The sequence below is a fragment of the Variovorax pasteuri genome, from assembly GCF_051216435.1.
Lineage (GTDB): Bacteria > Pseudomonadota > Gammaproteobacteria > Burkholderiales > Burkholderiaceae_C > Variovorax.
Window position 1 is genome coordinate 561,536 of sequence record NZ_JBPJZS010000001.1, and the last position, 14,573, is coordinate 576,108.

Sequence of the window (14,573 nt, forward strand, 5' to 3'; positions counted from 1 at the left end):
GCCCGGGCCAGGGGTGCGGTGGTTGCCCGTGCATTGACGCAACAGAGGTGCAGACCTTTGTTCGCAGGATTGCGCAAGCTGGGTTCAAAGATATGTCATCAAAAAGTGAACTTCTTCCGGAATCGAGAAAACGTTCACCAATTGTTACTAATTATTGCCTGAGTGGCCGAAAATGAAACTAAAGGTCACTCGCGGACGCGCAAGCGCCTTCCGAACAACCCCAAAGCAGAAAAAAACGGATCCCCCCAGAAGTTGAAATGAAGGACTTTTCTTTGTCGGACGTGCGGCTCTTCACCAAGGCCGTCCAGCTTGGCGGACTGACCCCGGCGGCCGACGTTCTGAACGTGCCCAAGGCCTCCGCATCGCGCCAGCTGCAGCGGCTGGAAGCCACGGTGGGGCACCAGTTGCTGCACCGCGGCGCCGCCCGCTTCGCCCTGACCGACGAGGGACGGCAGTTTCTGGTGGCCGCCCAGCACGTGCTGACGATCCTGGACGACGTGATGCTGAACCTGTCCGCGGGTGGCGGCACCGTCACCGGCCGGTTGCGCATCGCCGTGCCGCATTACTACGGGCGCGAACTGCTGACGAGCCACTTGCCCGATTTCATGCGCGCCCACCCGCAGCTCGACGTGATGGTCGAAACCGGCAACGACCGCGCGGACCTGGTGCGCGACGAAGTCGACGTGGCCATCCGGCGCGGGCGCGAAGGCTGCGACGAGCTGGTGGCGCGCCACCTGAAGAACGAGCCACTCATGCTGTGCGCCGCGCCGGGCTACCTGGCACCGCACGCCCCGATCGAAAACCTGGCCGGCCTGGCTTCGCACGCCTTCCTGTCGGCCGAAGCCGAGGGGCGCAAGCGGGAGGTGCATCTCGCGACCCTCGAGCGGACCCACCGCGTTCGCGTGGACAGCGTGTGCCAGTCGGACGACCTGGAGCTGACCCTGCAGCTGGCCTTGTCGGCCCGCGGCATTGCGCTGCTGCCGGTGTCGCTGGCGCAGCCGCAGGTTGGCGCCGGCCTGCTGGTGCCGGTGCTGCCCGCGCTCCAGCTCAAGCCGCAGGAGATCAACCTGGTCTACCTGCCCGCGCGGCGCAACTCGCCCAAGATCAAGACCTTCGTCGACTACGTGCTGGATGTCTTCCGGGCGTCCTGACGCGCTGACGCCCCGGAGCTACCAGCTTCCCGAGGCGCCGCCGCCGCTGCTGGAGCCGCCGCCGGACGAGGAGGACGAACTGGAAGAAGACGAGGAAGAGGACGACGACGAAGAAGAACTGCTGCTCCAGCCGCTGTCGTCGTCGCTGTCGCTGCCGCCATTTCCACCGCCGCCGTAGGGCAGAAAAGCGAACAGCAGCGCGATGAAGGTCGCGAGCACCGTGGGAATCCAGGTCTCGTCGGGCACCGGGCCCGGGTGCGTCGTCAAGACCATGAAGACAAAGATGCCCGCCACGACCAGCAGGCGCACCGTGAAGCCCAGCACGCTGCGCTGCCAGGTGTTGCGCATGCACACCCCGATGACCGTGGCGAACAGGGCGACGCCGCCGATGCCCATGGCCCACAGAAAGCCCCACCAGAACCGCTCCGCGCCGAGCGCGAACGCCAGGACGACCAGCCCCGCGATCGCGAGCGCGATGCCGCCCACCACATAACTCACCGCGCGCGAACGCCCGCAGGCGTAGCCGATGCCGCAGGCGACCAGGGCCGGCATGGCCAGGAACGCCGCCATCATGGGGTTGGCCAGCGCCACGGCGGCGCCCGCCGCGCCGGCTCCCAGCAGGACCAGCGCCACGCGCCAGCTGGGTTTGCGCCTGGGCGCCTCGAGCGCGTCGGGCGCGACCGACGCGATGGCTTCGGCCAGCAGTTCGGGGCGCCGGGCCTTGCCCTGGAGCTTGCCCTTGCGCTTGCGGGGCGCCTGCTGCAGCGCCGCGCGGCCGCGTGCGTTGCCGGCCATGCCGCGCCCGTACCACACGCCCACGCCCAGGCTCCAGGCCAGCACGCCGAACAGCGCCCAGCCTTCGTCCGTGACATGGGCGCCGCGCGAGGCCGGCTCGGGTGCGCTGTCGGACGTCACCTCAACCGGCAACTGCCCGCTGGCGTCGACGGCCGGCGCGAGCGTCTGCGGGTTGATCAGCTGCGACAGCGCCTGCACCGCAGCCTGCACGCCGCCGGCGAAGTCGCCGTTGCGAAAGCGCGGCGCCATCTCTCGGTCGATGATGCGCGCGGCCTGGATGTCGGTGACCGTGCCTTCCAGGCCGGTGCCCACCTCGATGCGCATCTTGCGGTCCTTCAGCGCCACCAGCAGCAGCACGCCGTCGTCCTCGCCCTTGCGCCCGAGCTTCCATTGCGCGAACACGCGGGTGGCGTACTGCTCGATGGTGTCTTCGCCCGTGGTCGGCACGATCAGCACCGCCAGCTGCGCCTGGGTGTCGGATTCGAGGGTGGCGATGTCGCCGCGCAACGCATCGGCTTCGTCCGCCTTCAGCGTGTTCGTGAGGTCGACCACGCGCGACTTCATGGCGGGCACCGGCACCTGCCTGGCCTGCGCGGGCACGGCCCACGCCAGCAGCGCCAGGCACAGGGACAGCCACACCAGTGCCGTTGCCGGCCATCGACGAGCATTCATTCGCATGTCTCTCCCTCTCTGTGCCTGGTTCTTTTCAGCGCCGCGCGCTCTTCGTGACCACGCCCGCGCCGCGCACCTCGATGCGGCGCTGGTCGGCCACCTTGCCGGTGGCGTCCACCAGCTCGATCACGTGCCGGCCCGGCCAGGGCAGCCACTGCGCGCTGTTGCCGCGCGCAAAGAACTTGCCGTCGATGCGCCACTGCACGCCGCGCCCTTCGGACTCGAAGCGCACGCGCTGGCGCAGCGGCGGAATGTCGGGGTCGACCGCGATGATGGTGCCGTCCGACGGCGCGGTGATGCGCGCGAAGCCGGCGTCCGCGGCCATGCCGGTGTCCAGCGCGAACAGCGGCTGCTCGGTGCCCTGCAGGAACCATTCGGCGCGCGCCGCTTCGAGCGGGGCACCGTCGGCGCCGGGGCCGAACTCGACGCGCGCCTCGACCAGGCCGGGCGGCGGCGCGGGCGCGCGGCTCGGTTCGCGCGCGTGCAGGAAGCGCATCACCTCGGCCCACACCGGCGCGGCGCCGCTGGTGCCGCTCACGTCCCACATCGATTCGCCGCTGGCGTTGCCCACCCACACGCCCACCGTGTAGCGCTGCGACCAGCCCACGGCCCAGTTGTCGCGCATGTCCTTGCTGGTGCCGGTCTTCACGGCCGTCCAGAAGCGGGTGGACAGAATGCTGTCGAGGCCGAAGGTGCGGGTGCGCGCGTTCGGGTCGGAGAGGATGTCGCCGACGATGAAGGCGGCGCGCGCATCGAGCAGCGGCGCCGCTGCGGCCTTGGTCTTGTCGGAGGGTGTGCTCGTGCGCACCGTCATGGTCGTTGTGCCGTAGCGCCCGCCATTGGCCAGCATGCGGTACGCGTTGGTGAGCGACAGCAGCGACACCTCGGCGCTGCCCAGTGCGAGGCTGTAGCCGTAGTAGTCGCCGCTTTCGCGCAGCGGCAGCCCGGCGGCGCGCAGCTCGCGCGCGAACGACTCGGGCGACACCATCACCAGCGTGCGCACCGCCGGCACGTTGAGCGAGGCGGCCAGCGCGGTGCGCGCCGACACCGGGCCCTTGAAGCGGCGGTCGTAGTTCTGCGGAATGTAGAGGCCGCTGGCGGTGCTGATCTGCGCCGACGAGTCCTCGATCAGCGAGGCCGCCGTGATGCGCCGCTCGGCAATGGCCTGCCCGTAGAGCAGCGGCTTGAGCGTGGAGCCCGGCTGGCGCAGCGCGGTCACGCCGTCGACCTCGGCCGCCTGGCTCAGCGGGCCCGAGGAGCCGACCCATGCGAGCACCTCGCCGGTGGCGTTGTCGAGCACGACCAGCGCGCCGTCTTCCACATGCCGCTCGCGCAGCTCGCGCAAGTGGCGCTGCAGCGTGTCGAGCGCAAAGCGTTGCAGCGGTGCGCGCAGGCTCGTTCTGACTGCGGCGTCCTTGTCTTTCTCTCTTCCCTTCTGGGGGAGCGCCGGGGTGGGGGCTGCCCCCGCATCCGCATCCCTTGTTTCCCGCAGCACCCGGCGCGCGGCATGCGGCGCAATCCCTTCATTCGCATCGAAGGCGCGCCGCTGCACCGCCGCGCTGGTGAACATGTCCAGCGCCTCGCAGTCGACCTTGTGCTGCGGCTCCATCACGCGCAGCACCTCGCAGGCGCGCTGCGCCACCACGGCGGGCTTGGCATTGGGCGCGCGCACCAGCGCCGACGCCACGGCCGCCTCGCGCGCATCGAGGCCGCTGGGCGCCTTGCCGAACAGCGTGCGCGAGAGCGCGTCGATGCCGACGATCTCGCCGCGGAACGGCACAGTGTTGAGGTAGGCCTCCAGGATCTGGTCCTTGCGCCAGCTGCGCTCCAGCTGCGCGGCCGCCACGGTCTGGCCGATCTTCTGGGTGAAGCTGCGCCCGCCCGAGTTGCGGCGCAGGTCGTCGTCGAGCAGGCCCGACAGCTGCATGGTGATGGTCGAGGCGCCGCGCGTGCGGGTGTTCCACAGGTTGCCCCACGCGGCGGCCGACACGGCGCGCCAGTCGATGCCGCTGTGTTCGTAGAAGCGCCGGTCCTCGCTCAGCACCATGGCCGTGCGCAACGCCGGGGACACGTCGGCCAATGCGGTCCACTGGCCGCGCCGCACGGTGGCGTCGGTGCGCACGCGTTGCAGCAGTTCGCCGTTGCGGTCGAGCACGGCGGTGTCGGACGAGCGGAACTCGCGCTTCACGTCCTCGAAGCTCACGAACGCCGCAATGGCCCAGGCCGGGTGCATGCAAACCGCGGCCAGCAGTGCCGAGGCGAGGATCTTGCGGGTAGGAAGGAAGGGCGCGAGCTGCATCGAGGAAAGGTGGATGTCCGGAGGTGGGGCCGTCGACATTCTCTGCGATGGGCCACGGGAACCGCGCCTACTCGGGGACGGGCCGAAGGCTGCCTCGGCGGGCGAAAACTTCACGCCAAAGTTCTCGCCAGGCCCCACAGACGGTAACGAACTTCACGCAAGGGCATTCATCCGGAAGCCTGATGCGTACCGGCGTGGCCTTCAATGCAATACCGGCTCGCAGGAGGCGATGCCCGGTTCCACAAACACTCCAAGGAGAACTCACATGACGAAGACTTTGGCAATCTTGCTGGCCGCATCGGCCTTCCTCGCAGGCTGCGTGGCCGTGCCTTACGACCGCCCGCCACCGCCGCGCGGCGGCTACGGCGACCGGGACCGCGACGGCGTGCCCAACCGTGCGGACCGGGACCGTGACGGAGACGGCGTTCCCAACCGCTACGACCGCAACCCGAACAATCCGAATCGCAACTGATCACTGCGCTCCTACTCAAAAGCCACGAAGCCAGGTGCTTCGTGGCTTTTTTGCTTTTTGGTTGTCTGTTTGCGGCGCTGCTGTTCGGGGCGCGTGCACAGGCCGCCCTGAACAGCGCTCTCCAACATCAACCCGCAGCAGTGCCAAAGCGCACGGCGTTGCGCGCCTTGGCCCGAGCAGCTTCGATCTCGCGGTCGCGCGGTTCAGCCGTGGTCACCAGCGACTCGAACAGCCGCGCGGCAACAGAGCTCACCTCGTCGACCGCGCGCTCGAAGGCTTCCTCGTTGGCGCGCGAGGGCACGCTGAAGCCGCTGAGCTTGCGCACGAACTGCAGGGCAGCCGCACGAATTTCCTGCTCGGTGGCAGGGGGCTCGAAGTTGTAGAGGGTCTTGATGCTGCGGCACATGGGCGCTCTCCGTTTCGACATGAAGCAGCGCGGCGCTGCACCGTCCAGTCTAGCCAAGCCGCTCCTGCAGCTGTTGCTTCACCTGCGGCCACTCGTCGTCGATGATGCTGAAGCGCACCGAGTTGCGCTTGCGGCCGTCCGGCATGATCCGCTCGTGCCGCACGATGCCTTCCTGCTTCGCGCCCAGCCGCAGGATCGCCGCACGCGACTTTGCGTTGATCTCGTCGGTGGTGAACTGCACCCGCACGCACCGCAGTTCTTCGAACGCATGGCGCAGCATCAGGAACTTGGCCTCCGTGTTCACGAAGGTCTTCTGCCACGACGCGGCGATCCAGGTGCTGCCGATTTCCAGCTTGCGGTTGATGCGGTCGATCTTCCAGAACCGCGTGGAGCCGATGACCTCGCCCGTTTCGCGCAGCACCGTGGCAAACGGCATCACCGTGCCCGCGTCTCGGCCCGCAAGGGCGTTGCCGATGTAGGCATCGACCGTGGCGGCCGAGGGCACGACGGTGAACGGCAGGTTCCAGAGCTCGCCGTCGGCGGCGGCATCCAGGAGTGCGGCCGCGTCGGACGCGAGCAGCGGGCGCAGCAGCAGGCGAGGGCCGGTGAGTGAAGGTTGCGCGAGGGACATGAAGCGGAAGATAGCCGATGGCGGCATGGCGCCGTCACCGGATACCGCCGGTCCCTCCTTGCGTCAGGCGGGCCGCACCACCCGCTCGGCGGCCAGCGCCACGGCGGCCAGGCGCGCATCGTCGCCGCGCACCGAAGACAGCATCAGCCCCACCGGCAGTTCGCCCGGCGCATGGCACGGCAGGCTGAACGCGCAGCCGTCGAACAGGTTGATCGCGAAGGTGTTGCGCAGCAGCAGGCCGTTGGCTTTGAAGAAGGCTGCGTCCTGCGCCAGCGCAGCGATGGGCGGCGCCACGATGGGCACGGTCGGGCACACGAGCGCGTCGAAGCCTTCGATGGCGCGCGCGACGCGGCCGGTCCAGTCGCGGCGGCGGTCCTGCATGGCGATGTAGTCGGCGGCGCGCACTTCGGTGCCCAGCGCAATGCGCGCGGCCACGCGGGCGTCGAAGCCGTCGCGTTTGCTTGCGAAACGCTCGCGGTGCACGGCCGATGCTTCCACGGGCGAGAAGCCGCCGGGCGCATTGACGGTCGCGATCTCCGCGAGTTCGGCCAGCGTGATGTCGACGACCTGCGCGCCGGCTGCGGAAAGCGACTGCAGCGCGCGGTCGAAGGCATGCGCCACGGCGGGCTCGATGTCGTCGAACATCAGCGTGCGCGGCACGGCCAGCCGCATGCCCTGCAGCGGTCGGCGGCGCACGGCGAGCGGTGCATCGGCAATCGCCGCGTCCGCTGTCAGGCAGTCTTCCACCGAGCGCGCCATGGCGCAGACGGTGTCGAGCGAGCGCGCCAGCTCGAAGGCGCCGGTGCGCGGCACGCGCGACTGCGTGCTCTTGAAGCCGACCAGGCCGCAGAGCGCGGCCGGAATGCGGATGGAGCCGCCCGTGTCCGAGCCCAGCCCGGCGACGGCCAGGCCCAGCGCCACCGACACGGCCGCGCCCGACGACGAGCCGCCCGGAATGCGCGGCGTGCCCGCATCCGCCGGGTTGTGCGGCGTGCCGTAGTGCGGGTTGATGCCCACGCCCGAGAACGCGAACTCGGTCATGTTGGTCTTGCCGACGATGGCCGCGCCCTGGGTGCGCAGCCGGGCCACGGCCACGGCGTCATGCAGGGCCGCCGGTTCGCCGACGCACACGGCGGAGCCTGCGAGCGTGGTCTCGCCGGCCACGTCGTAGAGGTCTTTCACCGTCACGGGCAGGCCGGCCAGCGCGCCGAGTTCGATGCCGGCCTTGCGTGCCGCGTCGGCATGGCGCGCCGCGGCGCGGGCACCGTCGGCGTAGAGCCGCGTGAACACATGCGCTGCGGCGGGCAGCGCTGCCGCGTCGAGCACCTGGTCGATCAGCGCTTCATGCGACAGCTCGCCGCGCGCGATGCGTGCGCGCAGGGCGCCAATGGTGAAGTCGTCGCCGTTCATCACGCCACCACCGGCAGTGCCTGCACCGCGTAGCGATGCACGATGCGCCGCTGCAGCTTCGGGTCGTGCAGCTCGATTTCCATCTGCGTGGCGGGGCGAATGCCTTCGCCCTTGGCGTTGGGCAAGGCGCCCAGCGTGCCGCAGGTCATGAACAGGCCCTCGGGTTCTGCGCCCATGCCGGGCATGCCGTCGCGCAGGGCGGCCAGCGGGCGGATCGATGCGAGCGTGCCGCGCTGGTAGTCGACCCAGCGGCCGTCTTCCAGGATGCGCGAGTGCAGCTCGATGGTGTCCTGGTGCGCCTGCACGTCGGCCCAGCGCCAGGCCGTGCCGGCCACGGGCTTGGCGCACATCTGCTTCGACACGGCCACCGAGTAGCTCTCGACCTTGCGGTCGGTGTGGTCGGAGCCCACGCTCAGCCACCACTCGCCCTGCGAGAAGAAGAACACGGGCTCGGCCTCGCCGGAGCTCTGGTCGCCCAGCGCCTCGATCTCGGGCGACTGCGTCAGCAACTGGGCGGCCACGCGGTAGTACAGCGGCACGCTGGACGGGCGCGGCACGCCGATGGCCGCGAGTTCCTCGATGTGGTGCTCGATGGCGGCCACGTCGCGGCCGGTCCAGCCCGCCACCACCAGCGCGCGGGGCGCCACGGTGTGCAGGGCGGTGGAGCGCGTGCCGTCGGCGGCAAGGCGCTCGCAGGCAAAGTTCAGTCGTTGCATGCTCATCTCAGGTCTCCAGCGGGCGCTTGGCGGTTTCGCGGGCCACCACCAGGGCGATCAGCGTCAGGCCCAGTGCGGCCACCACGTACAGCGACACGGCCAGCGTGCTGCCCCACGACTTGAACAGGCTCGCGATGATCAGCGGCGCGAAGCCGCCGCCCACGATGCCGGCCAGCGTGTAGGCCAGCGAAGCCCCCGCGTAGCGCACGCGGCCGGGGAACTGCTCGGTCACGAAGGCGGCTTGCGGGCCGTACATCATGGCGTGGATCAGCAGGCCGACCACCACCGCCGCGCAGATGGCGACCGGGTGCGCGCTGTCCATCAGCACGAAGAACACGAAGGCCCACACCATGCCCAGCAGCGCGCCGGCAATGTAGACCGGGCGGCGGCCGATGCGGTCGGACAGCCCGCCGAACCACGGCACCGCAATCGCGTTGCAGGCCGCGCCGATCATGGTGGCAGTGAGCGCCAGCGGACGCGACAGGTGCAGCACCGTCGTCACGTAGGTCAGCGTGAACACCACGACCAGCGCGTACAGCACGTCGGAGCCGATGCGCGAGCCGCCGGCCACCAGCAGGCTGCGCCAGTGCTGCGTGAACACTTCCTTGATGGGCGTCTTGGCAGTGGCCTTCTTCTGCTCCATCTCGAGGAACACGGGCGTCTCGTCCACGCCGCGGCGCAGCCACAGGCCGAACAGCACCAGCGCGACGCTGGAGATCAGCGGCAGGCGCCAGCCCCAGGCCTGGAATTCTTCCGGGCTCAGCCAGGCCGACACGATGGCGATGAAGCCGGTGCCGATCAGCGTGCCGCACGACGGGCCGACCTGCGTGAACGAGGCGTTGCGCCCGCGCTCGTCGGGCTTGCCGTGTTCCATCGACAGCAGCACCGCGCCGGCCCATTCGCCGCCGAGCGCCACGCCCTGCACGAAGCGCAGCGCCACCAGCGCCACGGGCGCCCAGATGCCCCATGTGGCATAGGTGGGCAGCAGACCCATCAGGCCGGTGGAAATGCCCATGATCACCAGCGTGGCCACCAGCACGAAGCGCCGGCCCAGCCGGTCGCCCAGGTGGCCGAACACCACGCCGCCCAGCGGTCGCGAGATGTAGCCGACCGCATAGGTCGAGAAGGCCAGGATGGTGCCGGTCAGCGGGTCGAACGACGGGAAGAACACCGCGTTGAAGACCAGCGCGGCCATGATGTTGTAGACCGTGAAGTCGTACCACTCGAGCGTGGTGCCGATGGAGCTGGCCATGGCCAGGCGGCCCATCTTGGGGGAGCCGGGGGCGCCGGGCTTGGCTGCCGGGGGCGCAGCGGGAAGAACATGTTCGGTCATTGGAAATACCTTTGTTCGGTGAAGTCGGAGGGACAAGGCGGAAGGGCGGAAAGGCGGAAAAAATCAGCGCAGCTCGGCCGCACCCAGCTTCCAGCCGAGCGCGAGCAGCCAGCCGGTGGCGGGGTCGGTGTCGAAGGCGGTGGCGGCCGTGGCACGCGCGGTGCGCGCGGCGGCGGCGTTGCTCGCCTCGATCACCAGCATCGGCTGCAGCACGCGGCCTTCGGTGGCTTCGCGCGGCAGCGGCGTGCTCAGCACGGTGTCGGGCACGAGCAGGTACGACTGCACGAAGCCTGCCTGCTCGGCCAGCGCCCGGCCCACGCGTGCGGCATGGGCAGCGAGCGCCTCGGCATCGGTGCTCAGGGGCAGCGGCAGCACGACCGCATGGCTGCCGCTGCCGAAGCCGGTGACGGCGCGCACGGCACACACGCGGCGGATCGGCTGGCGCATGCGATCGAGGTTGGCGATGGACCACGGCGTCTGCTTCTCGAACGCGGCGCGGTAGCCCGCCGAGCGGAACACCGCCAGCGATTCGGTGCGGTACAGGCCCAGGTACTTGCGCCCGCCCTCCAGCGACGAGTAGCGTGCGCCCGACAGGAAGCCCGGAATGCGCACGCGCTCTTCCACGTGTTCCCGGTCGTACCAGCGGTTGAAGTCGGCGTCGTCGGCGGCGTCGACGTCGGAGGCGACGAACAGCAGGCCGTTCACGGCCGCTGCGTCGATGTCGTTGTCAGGAAGGGAAGAAGCGTCGAGGTTGGAGACGGGTGTGGTCATGGCGGCGGAGGAGCGGGCGGGCCTTCGAAATTTGAAGGCGCGATCTTCCGTCGCAGGGTGCCGCTGTCACAAACGAGTTTTTGTGGGCGACAGGCACAAGAATTACTGGCCCCTTCGTGGGGCGGAAATGCACGATTTCGAGGGTTAACCCTCTGAAGTGCCGCTCCAGGTTGGTGCGATTGCCGAGGCCGTGAACTGGTCCGACGCCCGGCATGCCAGCTCGGCCACGAGGCGGATGGCATCGGAGTCGGCCGCCTCCAGGTGGCTCACCACCAGCCGCTGCGGCGAGATGAGCGCATCGCATTCGATGATGCGCACGTCGCCGCTGGCCACGTACTCGTACACCGGCGGCAGCGGCACCAGCGCGTTGCCGAAGCCCGACTTCACCAGCCGCGCCAGCGCGGAGATGGAGCTCACGCAGTGCACCTTGCCCAGCGGAATGCCCGCCGCGCGGTACAGGTTCTTCAGCGCCTCGTGCGGCTGCGAGCCGGGGCTCATGGTCAGCACGGGCTGGCGCAGCAGCTGGTCGACCGTCTGCGTCGCTTCGGCGCCCTGCGGCCCGACCCAGCCCATGGGCATCGGCAGGCACGGCGTGCTCACGATGCCCGCGCCGGCGATGTGGTCGGTCTGCAGCGCGATGTCGAGCGCCCCTTCGCGCAGGCCGCGGTGCAGGGCCAGCGTGGTCTCGGAGGTCAGCTGCACCTCGATGCCGGGGTAGGTGGAGCGCAGGTTGGTCAGAAAGCCGAGCAGCCAGGTGTGCACGACGGTCTCGATGGCGCCGATGCGCACCAGCCCCAGCAGGTCTTCGCGCGGGCGGCCGAGTGAGACGATCTCGCGGCGCAGCTCGAGCAGGCGCTCGCCGTAGTCCATGAGCCGCACGCCCACCGGCGTGAGCCGCAGTTCGCGCGCATCGCGTTCGAACAGGCGTGCGCCGATGTCTTCTTCGAGCGAGGCGACGCGGTTGGATACCGCCGCCTGCGTGATGTGCAGCCGGTCGCTGGCCGCGCGGAAGCTGCCCAGCCTGGCGGCCCAGAGAAAGGCTTCGACAAATCTTGTGTTCATGAGGGCACCTGCGGGGCATTTTGCCGGGGTTCGTGCCCGGGAGTGTGCCGTGGCGGGTGGGCCGGCCCCCGCGGTTGCCGCAACCGACGCCGCGCGCGCCGGTCTTCAGCCGCCCATCGAATAGAAGAACTCTTCGCGCACGATGGCCCCGTCCTTCACCGTGTACAGGCCCGCTTCTTCCATCGTGAAGCGCTGGCCCGTGGGCTTCATGGTCACGTCGAATTCGAAGCCGACGATGAAGCGGTCGTCGTGCGGCCACGGGCCGGTGATCTTGGCCGAGTGCACCTCGTGGTTGTCGGTCCACCACTTGCCCTTGGCCTCGATGGCCGCCAGGCCCACGGCCTCGCGCTGGCCGCCGGGCGGCGCGCCCGCCTCGACGCTCACGGCGTCGTCGGCGTAGAGCGCCCTGGCGTCCTGGAACTTTCCTTGCCGGCACAGCGCGACTAGCTGGTTCGCGATTTCCATCGTGGTCATGGCTTTCTCCTGAAGAAGAGGGGAGGGGCAGTTTAGGCCGATGCGTGCGCCGGAGGGCGTTCGACACTGCCTGCAGCGCGGTCAGCCGTAGAGAAAGCCGACCACCAGAAAGTAGATGACCAAGAGGACGCCGAGGATGCCCTTCACGTTCTTCATGGCGAGGCCGACGTAGTCAGCGATGGCTTCGTCGGTGAGCCGCGATTGCAGCGCATGTTGCCGAGGCAGGATCGCACGCAGCAGATAGCCGCCGAAGAGCACGACGGCAGCCAGGGGAAGCAAGAAAAGCAGGGGCAGCAGGTAGGCCATTGAGGGATCCTCGGGATCAACGGGACCGTGCCGGGCGCACCCAGCCCAGCGAGAACACATAGCGGCTGCCGCCCACCACCCGCGTCACGCTGTGCTCGCAGGCATCGGGCCTGAAGAGCTTGATGCGCCGCGTCTCGAAGATCGGGTCGGCGCACACGAACTCGCCGCCCGCGCGCGGCGACTTCAGCACGATGTTGAGCCGGTAGTGCCGCCCGGCCTGCACCGGGTCGGTGTGCGGCGGAATCTCCGAGCCTTCGGGGTAGCGCAGCAGGTAGCTGTCGAAGGGCAGCGGCCAGCGCGCGGTGGCCAGCAGCATCTTGTCGTAGCCCGTGCCCTGGCGACCGCGCTGCCAGCGGAAGGCCTGCGCGAAGTAGCTGTGCAATGACGCGAACCAGCGCATCGTCAGGCCGGGGCGGGCGCCTCGATGCCGAAGAGCGTGGCGGTGAACTCGCGGTCGTAGTCGCGGTCGCCGCCGAAGCTCAGCGCGATGCGCCCGGTCCAGGTGATGTCGAAGCGGGCGGTGCCCGCGATGCGTTCGAACCGGATGCGGTGGCGTGCCACCGCACCGTGGCTGAAGAGGTAGATGTGCAAGGCGTTGGTGCTCTGGTCCGTGGGCGGCGGGTCGTCCACGGTGGCTTCGAAACCGTCCAGGCTTTCGAGGCTGTAGCCGGCCACGGGCCCGACCGCGAAGCCGCGGTACCCGGGCCACTTCGTCGAGGAGATCGTGCAGCGGTGGTAGTTGGTCCACACGCCGGGGGCCTCCCAGTCCGAAGCGAAATCTTCGTCGTCGTCTTCTTCGTCTTCTTTGTCTTCTTCCTCGCCGGCCTCTTCGATCTCGCGCTCCGCGTCGCAGGCCGCGGTTTGCAGGTGCAGGTCGAACCACACCTGGCCGTCGCGCACGCTGGCCTTCCACTGGAACTCGTCGACCGCGTGGCCTTCGGGCCAGGGGTTGCCCGGGAAGAAGATGCGGTTGCGGGTCATGCGTCGCTCGGCTGGATCAGGTCCCACTTGTTGCCGCAGAGGTCCTGGAAGACGGCCACCGTGCCGTGCGGCTCATGGCGCGGCGCTTCGAGAAAGCGCACGCCATGCGACGTCATGTGGGCGTGGTCGCCGGCGAAGTCCGAGGTGTGGAGGAACAGGAAGACCCGGCCACCGGCCTGCTTGCCGATGCCGGCCGCCTGCTCGTCGGTCACGGCCTTGGCCAGCAGCAGCGCGGCGCCTGCGCCGTGCGTGGGTGCGACCACCACCCAGCGCTTGCCCGGTCCGCGTGGCGTGTCTTCGACAAGCTCGAAGCGCAGCGCCTCGGTGAAGAAGCGGATGGCTTCGTCGTAGTCGCGCACGAGCAGGGTGACGGTGGCCAGCCGGCGGGTCGTCATGGGGCGGGGCGCGCTCAGGAGAAGACGATGGCCGTCTTGTGCGCAATGCTCAGCCGCGCCATTTCATAAAGCAGCAGCCACGCGTCGTACTCGCGGTACAGCCCTTCGTCGCTCTCGCCTAGCGCGCCGATGCGCGCCGCTTCCGCGTCCGACAGCTGCCCGTCGGTCAGCGTGATGCCGAGCGCGGGCGCGACCTGCACGAGCTCGTCGCGCAACCGGTACGACGAGCCGAGCATGCCGCCGGTCAGCGCCTCGTCTTCCGACTCGGATTCGGAGAACAGCACCTCCTCGAAGTCGACCGGCACGTAGAAGCCTTCCGCGTCCGAGTGGCAGATCAGGTGGCTTTCCGCGATGTCGAGCGCTTCCTGCACGGCCGGGTCTTCCGACGGATCGTCACCTTCTTCCACCGGCGTCGCCGTCCAGCCGGGCGACACCACGCAATGCGCATAGGCGCGGCGCAGGTAGTGGATGAACGAGTACGGAAACCCGTCCAGCGAGGCCCGCGAATCCAGCGGCGGCAGCTCGCGCGGCTCGACGTGCGGCGGCAGGCCTGCTGCCGCCAGCACGGCGTTCACGATCTCGAAGTCGCCCTCGAACCACTCGGCGCCTTCGGGGTCGTTTTGCAGAAAGTCGGCAAGCGTGCCGACGCTGATGGCCAGTCCCATGTGGGTTCTCCCTTTTTTTCGTGTCGTGTCGTGT

The 14,573-nt window shown here is 69.3% G+C and carries 17 protein-coding genes; 2 read left to right on the plus strand and 15 right to left on the minus strand.

The genetic code is table 11. The annotated features are described in order from the left end of the window. Nucleotides 1–257: 257 nt before the first annotated feature. Nucleotides 258–1,151 carry a LysR family transcriptional regulator gene (locus tag ACSFBM_RS02575; protein ID WP_435482998.1) on the plus strand — a complete coding sequence of 298 codons (894 nt, stop codon included), beginning with the start codon at nucleotides 258–260 and terminating at the stop codon, nucleotides 1,149–1,151. A gap of 18 nt (nucleotides 1,152–1,169) precedes the next feature. On the opposite strand, the gene ACSFBM_RS02580 is transcribed toward ACSFBM_RS02575, so the two are convergent. Together ACSFBM_RS02580 and pbpC are read right to left on the minus strand one after the other, a co-directional pair. After that, a complete protein-coding gene (locus ACSFBM_RS02580; RefSeq protein ID WP_435482999.1) occupies nucleotides 1,170–2,618 on the minus strand; it encodes a TPM domain-containing protein in 1,449 nt (482 codons plus the stop codon). 34 nt (nucleotides 2,619–2,652) lie between these two features. After that, nucleotides 2,653–4,917: a penicillin-binding protein 1C gene (pbpC, locus tag ACSFBM_RS02585; RefSeq protein WP_435483000.1), complete on the minus strand. Its 2,265-nt coding sequence runs from the start codon at nucleotides 4,915–4,917 to the stop codon at nucleotides 2,653–2,655. Between the two features lie 265 nt (nucleotides 4,918–5,182). Here pbpC and ACSFBM_RS02590 point away from each other — a divergent pair, with 265 nt between their 5' ends. Beyond that, complete coding sequence (locus ACSFBM_RS02590; RefSeq protein WP_435435199.1) at nucleotides 5,183–5,389, plus strand: hypothetical protein; 207 nt, start codon at nucleotides 5,183–5,185, stop codon at nucleotides 5,387–5,389. 127 nt (nucleotides 5,390–5,516) lie between these two features. Here ACSFBM_RS02590 and ACSFBM_RS02595 read toward each other — a convergent pair whose 3' ends face one another. The 13 genes from ACSFBM_RS02595 to ACSFBM_RS02655 all read right to left on the minus strand — a co-directional run bounded on the left by ACSFBM_RS02595 (nucleotide 5,517) and on the right by ACSFBM_RS02655 (nucleotide 14,539). Further along, nucleotides 5,517–5,795 (minus strand): DUF2277 domain-containing protein, encoded by a 279-nt coding sequence (locus ACSFBM_RS02595; RefSeq protein ID WP_435483001.1) that lies wholly within the window; start codon nucleotides 5,793–5,795, stop codon nucleotides 5,517–5,519. 49 nt (nucleotides 5,796–5,844) lie between these two features. After that, complete coding sequence (locus ACSFBM_RS02600) at nucleotides 5,845–6,426, minus strand: GNAT family N-acetyltransferase (RefSeq protein WP_435483002.1); 582 nt, start codon at nucleotides 6,424–6,426, stop codon at nucleotides 5,845–5,847. 63 nt (nucleotides 6,427–6,489) lie between these two features. Beyond that, nucleotides 6,490–7,836 carry an amidase gene (locus ACSFBM_RS02605; protein ID WP_435483003.1) on the minus strand — a complete coding sequence of 449 codons (1,347 nt, stop codon included), beginning with the start codon at nucleotides 7,834–7,836 and terminating at the stop codon, nucleotides 6,490–6,492. Further along, nucleotides 7,836–8,552 carry a DUF2848 domain-containing protein gene (locus ACSFBM_RS02610; RefSeq protein WP_435483712.1) on the minus strand — a complete coding sequence of 239 codons (717 nt, stop codon included), beginning with the start codon at nucleotides 8,550–8,552 and terminating at the stop codon, nucleotides 7,836–7,838. Before ACSFBM_RS02610 ends, ACSFBM_RS02605 begins: the two co-directional genes overlap by 1 nt. Nucleotides 8,553–8,559: 7 nt before the next feature. Beyond that, on the minus strand, nucleotides 8,560–9,885 hold the full coding sequence (locus tag ACSFBM_RS02615) for an MFS transporter (protein WP_435483004.1): 1,326 nt from the start codon (nucleotides 9,883–9,885) through the stop codon (nucleotides 8,560–8,562). Nucleotides 9,886–9,948: 63 nt separating this feature from the next. Beyond that, entirely contained in the window at nucleotides 9,949–10,656 is a 708-nt protein-coding gene (locus ACSFBM_RS02620) for a hypothetical protein (protein ID WP_435483005.1), read from the minus strand. A gap of 144 nt (nucleotides 10,657–10,800) precedes the next feature. Beyond that, on the minus strand, nucleotides 10,801–11,718 hold the full coding sequence (locus tag ACSFBM_RS02625) for a LysR family transcriptional regulator (RefSeq protein WP_435435204.1): 918 nt from the start codon (nucleotides 11,716–11,718) through the stop codon (nucleotides 10,801–10,803). 105 nt (nucleotides 11,719–11,823) lie between these two features. Beyond that, nucleotides 11,824–12,192, minus strand: coding sequence for a SnoaL-like domain-containing protein (locus ACSFBM_RS02630; protein WP_435483006.1), 369 nt, complete (start codon nucleotides 12,190–12,192; stop codon nucleotides 11,824–11,826). Nucleotides 12,193–12,273: 81 nt separating this feature from the next. Then, a complete protein-coding gene (locus ACSFBM_RS02635; protein ID WP_435483007.1) occupies nucleotides 12,274–12,498 on the minus strand; it encodes a hypothetical protein in 225 nt (74 codons plus the stop codon). 16 nt (nucleotides 12,499–12,514) lie between these two features. Beyond that, complete coding sequence (locus tag ACSFBM_RS02640) at nucleotides 12,515–12,898, minus strand: 2OG-Fe(II) oxygenase family protein (protein ID WP_435483008.1); 384 nt, start codon at nucleotides 12,896–12,898, stop codon at nucleotides 12,515–12,517. 2 nt (nucleotides 12,899–12,900) lie between these two features. Then, nucleotides 12,901–13,479, minus strand: a complete 579-nt coding sequence (locus tag ACSFBM_RS02645; RefSeq protein ID WP_435483009.1) for a hypothetical protein — start codon at nucleotides 13,477–13,479, stop codon at nucleotides 12,901–12,903. Continuing rightward, on the minus strand, nucleotides 13,476–13,874 hold the full coding sequence (locus tag ACSFBM_RS02650) for a VOC family protein (protein ID WP_435483010.1): 399 nt from the start codon (nucleotides 13,872–13,874) through the stop codon (nucleotides 13,476–13,478). Before ACSFBM_RS02650 ends, ACSFBM_RS02645 begins: the two co-directional genes overlap by 4 nt. A gap of 14 nt (nucleotides 13,875–13,888) precedes the next feature. Next, nucleotides 13,889–14,539 carry a hypothetical protein gene (locus ACSFBM_RS02655; protein ID WP_435483011.1) on the minus strand — a complete coding sequence of 217 codons (651 nt, stop codon included), beginning with the start codon at nucleotides 14,537–14,539 and terminating at the stop codon, nucleotides 13,889–13,891. Nucleotides 14,540–14,573: the final 34 nt, after the last annotated feature.

Excerpts from the sequence above, each read along its gene's own strand:
- ACSFBM_RS02575 (WP_435482998.1), top strand. The coding sequence starts at position 258 with ATGAAGGACTTTTCTTTGTCGGACGTGCGGCTCTTCACCAAGGCCGTC.
- ACSFBM_RS02600 (WP_435483002.1), bottom strand. The coding sequence starts at position 6,426 with ATGTCCCTCGCGCAACCTTCACTCACCGGCCCTCGCCTGCTGCTGCGC.
- ACSFBM_RS02580 (WP_435482999.1), bottom strand. The coding sequence starts at position 2,618 with ATGAATGCTCGTCGATGGCCGGCAACGGCACTGGTGTGGCTGTCCCTG.
- ACSFBM_RS02590 (WP_435435199.1), top strand. The coding sequence starts at position 5,183 with ATGACGAAGACTTTGGCAATCTTGCTGGCCGCATCGGCCTTCCTCGCA.
- ACSFBM_RS02605 (WP_435483003.1), bottom strand. The coding sequence starts at position 7,836 with ATGAACGGCGACGACTTCACCATTGGCGCCCTGCGCGCACGCATCGCG.
- ACSFBM_RS02630 (WP_435483006.1), bottom strand. The coding sequence starts at position 12,192 with ATGACCACGATGGAAATCGCGAACCAGCTAGTCGCGCTGTGCCGGCAA.
- ACSFBM_RS02645 (WP_435483009.1), bottom strand. The coding sequence starts at position 13,479 with ATGACCCGCAACCGCATCTTCTTCCCGGGCAACCCCTGGCCCGAAGGC.
- ACSFBM_RS02635 (WP_435483007.1), bottom strand. The coding sequence starts at position 12,498 with ATGGCCTACCTGCTGCCCCTGCTTTTCTTGCTTCCCCTGGCTGCCGTC.
- pbpC (WP_435483000.1), bottom strand. The coding sequence starts at position 4,917 with ATGCAGCTCGCGCCCTTCCTTCCTACCCGCAAGATCCTCGCCTCGGCA.
- ACSFBM_RS02615 (WP_435483004.1), bottom strand. The coding sequence starts at position 9,885 with ATGACCGAACATGTTCTTCCCGCTGCGCCCCCGGCAGCCAAGCCCGGC.
- ACSFBM_RS02620 (WP_435483005.1), bottom strand. The coding sequence starts at position 10,656 with ATGACCACACCCGTCTCCAACCTCGACGCTTCTTCCCTTCCTGACAAC.
- ACSFBM_RS02655 (WP_435483011.1), bottom strand. The coding sequence starts at position 14,539 with ATGGGACTGGCCATCAGCGTCGGCACGCTTGCCGACTTTCTGCAAAAC.
- ACSFBM_RS02610 (WP_435483712.1), bottom strand. The coding sequence starts at position 8,552 with ATGCAACGACTGAACTTTGCCTGCGAGCGCCTTGCCGCCGACGGCACG.
- ACSFBM_RS02625 (WP_435435204.1), bottom strand. The coding sequence starts at position 11,718 with ATGAACACAAGATTTGTCGAAGCCTTTCTCTGGGCCGCCAGGCTGGGC.
- ACSFBM_RS02640 (WP_435483008.1), bottom strand. The coding sequence starts at position 12,898 with ATGCGCTGGTTCGCGTCATTGCACAGCTACTTCGCGCAGGCCTTCCGC.
- ACSFBM_RS02650 (WP_435483010.1), bottom strand. The coding sequence starts at position 13,874 with ATGACGACCCGCCGGCTGGCCACCGTCACCCTGCTCGTGCGCGACTAC.
- ACSFBM_RS02595 (WP_435483001.1), bottom strand. The coding sequence starts at position 5,795 with ATGTGCCGCAGCATCAAGACCCTCTACAACTTCGAGCCCCCTGCCACC.